At 70.3% G+C, this 4,308-nt stretch carries 4 protein-coding genes; 1 reads left to right on the forward strand and 3 read right to left on the reverse strand.

The features are described from left to right. Nucleotides 1-192: 192 nt before the first annotated feature. Genes FGF04_RS29650 through FGF04_RS29660 form a run of 3 tightly spaced genes read right to left on the reverse strand, consistent with a single transcriptional unit; the run spans nucleotide 193 to nucleotide 2,632 of the window. Entirely contained in the window at nucleotides 193-1,731 is a 1,539-nt protein-coding gene (locus FGF04_RS29650) for an MFS transporter (protein WP_149514355.1), read from the reverse strand. Continuing rightward, nucleotides 1,724-1,936, reverse strand: coding sequence for a hypothetical protein (locus tag FGF04_RS29655; RefSeq protein ID WP_149514356.1), 213 nt, complete (start codon nucleotides 1,934-1,936; stop codon nucleotides 1,724-1,726). The genes FGF04_RS29650 and FGF04_RS29655 overlap by 8 nt, the downstream gene beginning before the upstream one ends. Before the next feature lie 51 nt (nucleotides 1,937-1,987). Further along, on the reverse strand, nucleotides 1,988-2,632 hold the full coding sequence (locus FGF04_RS29660) for a TetR/AcrR family transcriptional regulator (RefSeq protein WP_149514357.1): 645 nt from the start codon (nucleotides 2,630-2,632) through the stop codon (nucleotides 1,988-1,990). A gap of 358 nt (nucleotides 2,633-2,990) precedes the next feature. On the opposite strand from FGF04_RS29660, the gene FGF04_RS29665 reads away from it, so the two are divergent. Then, nucleotides 2,991-4,274: a M6 family metalloprotease domain-containing protein gene (locus FGF04_RS29665; protein ID WP_149514358.1), complete on the forward strand. Its 1,284-nt coding sequence runs from the start codon at nucleotides 2,991-2,993 to the stop codon at nucleotides 4,272-4,274. The last annotated feature ends 34 nt before the right edge of the window (nucleotides 4,275-4,308 follow it).

The raw sequence follows: 4,308 nt of genomic DNA on the forward strand, positions 1-4,308 counted from the left end.
CCCACCCGTCGTCGGCCCCGCCGGCCGCAGGATGGTGCGCCCCGGGACGGGACGCAACATGGGTCTGCCCCGGCTCCGGTGTGGTGGAGCCGGGGCAGACCCGGGATCGTACGTACGAAGGCGTCCCCACCCCCGCGTACGCACGAGGTGCAGTGGGCAACCCTGTCGATCGAGCCGCGCCGCGCGGAGCGGCTAGTGGGCGACGACCGGGACCATCACGTCGTCCTCGGCCCCCTCGACGGCCCCGGCGGACGAGGCGACGTCGGACGGGTGGGCGTTGACGAGCGTGAAGACGATCGCCGCGGCCGCGACGAGGATGCCGACGGCGAACCAGATCGCGTTGGTGTACCCGTGCACCTGCGCCTGCAACTGCACGAGCTGCTGCTGCGACTGCGTGCTCGCACCGGCGATGTGGTCCTTGACGTACGCCGTGGTCGCCGAGGCGGCGATCGTGTTCAGCAGCGCCGTACCGATCGCGCCGCCCACCTGCTGCGAGGTGTTGACCATCGCGGAGGCGACACCGGAGTCACGCGGCTCGACACCCAGCGTGGCCAGCGACATGGCCGGCATGAACGCCGTACCCATACCGAGGCCGAGCAGCAGCATCCCCGGCAGGAACAGCGTCGCGTAGGAGGAGCCGATCTCCATCTGGGTCAGCACCAGCATGCCGAGCGCGGCGACCAGGAAGCCGGGTCCCATCAGCAGCCGCGCCGGGACGCGGGTCATCAGGCGGGCACCGATCTGCGTGGAGCCCGTGATCATGCCCGCGATCATCGGCAGGAAGGCGAAACCGGTCTTGACCGGCGAGTAACCCTTCACGACCTGCATGTAGTAGGTCAGGAAGAGGAACAGGCCGAACATCGCGATGATCGCGAGACCGAGCGAGAGGTAGATGCCGCCGCGGTTGCGGTCGGTGATGACGCGCAGGGGCAGCAGCGGGGCCTTGACCTTGGACTCGACGAACACGAAGGCCGCCAGGAGCAGCGCCGACGCGACGAACAGGCCGATGGTCATGGACTCGCCCCAGCCCTCGGACTCGGCACGCGTGAAGCCGTACACGAGAGCGACCAGACCGAGGGTGGACAGGACGACGCCCGGGATGTCGAGCGGCGAGCGGTTGCGGCTGCCGGACGGCTCACGGATGACGAAGTACGCACCGGCCGCGGCGACGACCGCGAACGGGATGTTGACGAAGAACGTCCAGCGCCAGTTCAGGTACTCGGTGAGGAAACCGCCGAGGATCAGGCCGACGGCGCCACCGCCACCGGCGATCGCCCCGTAGATGCCGAACGCCTTGGCGCGCTCCTTGGCGTCGGTGAACATCACCGCGAGCAGCGACAGCGCGGCGGGCGCGAGCAGCGCGCCGAAAGCACCCTGCAGGGCGCGGGAGCCGAGGAGCAGCGCCTCGTTGGTCGCGGCGCCGCCCAGCGCGGACGCGCCGGCGAAGCCGACCAGGCCGGCGACGAAGGTGCGCTTGCGGCCCCACAGGTCGGCTATGCGGCCGCCGAACAGGAGGAGTCCGCCGAAGGCGAGGGCGTAGGCCGTGATGACCCACTGCCGGTTGCCGTCGGAGATCCCGAGGTCCTGCTGGGCCGAGGGAAGGGCGATGTTCACGATGGTCGCGTCGAGCACGACCATCAGCTGGGCGATCGCGATGAACGCGAGCGCTTTCCAGCGGTTGGAATCGGGAGCCGGCGCCTTGGCGGCGGTGGCCGGGGCTGTTTCAGACATGGGGGTACCCACTTCGGAACTTCGTGACGAAAAAGGTGACGGAAAGGGACGGCTCGTCGCCGGTGACGTCTTCGTCGACTTCCTTGTCGACGCCCTCCTCGACGTCCTTGTCGATGACGACCGGTGGCTGTGGTGTGAGTGGTGACTCTGTGAGTAGTGACTCTCGGAGTGGTGACTCTCGGAGTGCGCGAATCTGATCGGTCAACCTGCCGGTCTCCCGGTCCCCCCGGTCGGGCAGGTCGGTCTGGTTAGTCGGTCATGCTTGGCGGAGGTCCTCCATGGTCGCGGCCGCGCCCGGCAGTACGGAGCGGGCGGGTGCCCGCAGTCCGTCCAGGAACAGCTGCAGGTGGCGGTGTACGAAGCGGTCCATGTTCGGGCACGCGGTGCCCGGCAGGGGCCGGGTGAGCTGGCTGAGGGCGACCATGAGGTCTCCGACGGCGACGTCGGGGCGGAGCTGGCCCGCCCGGCGGGCGCGCTCCATGAGGGTCTCGATCAGCGCCTCGACCCGTTCGCGCGAGGCGACCAGGTCGGGGTGGTTCGCGTCGAAGGTCGCGGAGAGCATCGGGCACAGGGCGCCGATCCGCTCGTCGGCCGACGTGTGCACGAACCGTGACAGGGCCTCGAAGGCGTCGCCGGTCTCGGCGAGCATCTGCTCGACCCGCTCCGAGACGCGGTCCATGACCGAGCAGACGACCTCGCGCTGGAGGGCCGCCCGGTCCGGGAAGTTGCGGTACAGCGTGGCGTTGCCGATGCCGGCCCGGCGGGCGATCTCGTCGAGCGGCACCTCGGCGCCGAACTCCACGAACATCTCCCGCCCAGCGGCGACGATCCGCTCCCGGTTGCGCAGAGCATCGGCCCGCGGGCGGGGCACCTTGCGCTGTGCGGCGGTGGCGGTCTCCACGACGTACTCCTTCGAAGTCTTCTTTCGGATCCGGTGTCGGACCCGGTGTCGGATCCGGCGCCGGGCCCGGTGTCGGATCCGTTCTCGGGTCCGCTCCCGGATCCGGGGAACGTCTCCCCGTTTCATGCGGACACAGGGCTAAACGGGGAAGGGGTCCCCGCTTATTTCCCGATCTCGAAGAAGTTCACTGTGACCTGGGTCACTTTTCTCGCGGTCCAGGAAGAAGCCTCGGAAGGAGCCCCGCCGACCGCCTCCCACGATCGGTCTCCTCCAGCGCGCGCCCGCGCATTCGGCGGCACAGGGTGATCAGAAGGGTGCAGCCACCGACGGCCGGCTGCCTGGAGCGAAAGGCCCCTGCATGCAGCCGACCCCCCGTCGGATACGCCCGCACCGCCGCACCGCAGCCCTCACCTCGGTCGCCCTCCTCACCCTGGCGGTCAGCACCTCCGCCGGGTCCGGGCATCCGGTGGCCGGCTCGACCTCGGCGGCGGGCCCGGTGGCACCGGTCAGGACCTCCTCGCTCGGTCCCTGCATGATCAGCGGCGCGACCGGCGTGCAGATGTCGGAGGGCATCCCCACGGCCGCGGGCTACGCCCGCTCCACCGGCACCGTCCGGGCCCTGAACCTGATGGTCGACTTCTCCGACGCACCCGGCCAGGGCAGCGCGCTCGACCGCTTCGGCGAGTTCTTCCCGCAGACCACCGACTGGTTCCGCACCAGCTCGTACGGCCGTCTCGACTACCGCCCGCAGGCCCCGATAGGCAGCTGGCTGCGGATGCCCAAGCCGTTCAAGGAGTACGGGATAGAACGCGGCGCGCCCTTCGACCCCGGGTACCGCGAGCTGGTCCAGGACATCGTGTCCACCGCCGACCCGAAGGTGGACTTCCAGGACTACGAGCTGCTGAACGTCCTGATCACCCCGAACGCCGGGCCCTCCGCCCTGGACACCGTCCTGTCCGTCACCTTCGCCGGCAACACCGAGGCACCGGTCGCGGACGGGGTGCCCGTCGCCAACGCGTCCTTCGTCTACAGCCGCCAGGACGACGGCTCCGGCTCGTACGCCGAGACCGGGTACCGCGTGCTCCCCCACGAGAACGGCCACGTCTTCGGCCTGCCCGACCTCTACACGCAGGACGGGGGCGGCGCGGTCGGGCACTGGGACATCATGAGCGAGGACTGGGGAGCCGACAACGACCTGCTGGGCTGGCACAAGTGGAAGCTCGGCTGGCTCGACGACTCCCAGGTGGACTGCGCGGCCGGCGCCGGCACGACCGAGCACCTGCTGACCCCGCTGGCCGAGCCGGGCACCGGCGGCAAGCTGGTCTTCGTCCCGGTCGACGCGAGGACGGGGTACGCGGTCGAGCTGCGCACCCGGGCCGGCAACGACGAGGCGGTCTGCAAGACGGGCGTGCTGATCTACAAGGTCGACGCGGACGTCGACACCGGCCACGGTCCCGTGTCGGTGGTCGACTCCACGAAGGACAGCGGCGGCTGCACCCGCAGCCCGAACGTCCACGCCGAACTCTCCGACGCCGTCTTCTCCCCCGGCCAGTACTTCAAGGACCTCAGGACCGGCATCCGCATCACGGTCGCCGGCACGGACCCCGAGGGCAACCACCGGGTGTACGTGACCCGCGCGTAGGGCGCTCCGCTTCGGGGGCGCGAGGGTGCGGGGG

Source organism: Streptomyces apricus (assembly GCF_008369065.1).
Taxonomy (GTDB): Bacteria; Actinomycetota; Actinomycetes; order Streptomycetales; family Streptomycetaceae; genus Streptomyces; species Streptomyces apricus.

What these genes read in the sequence shown, in the direction of transcription:
- FGF04_RS29650 (WP_149514355.1), bottom strand. Translation starts at nt 1,731, where the DNA reads ATGTCTGAAACAGCCCCGGCCACCGCCGCCAAGGCGCCGGCTCCCGAT.
- FGF04_RS29665 (WP_149514358.1), top strand. Translation starts at nt 2,991, where the DNA reads ATGCAGCCGACCCCCCGTCGGATACGCCCGCACCGCCGCACCGCAGCC.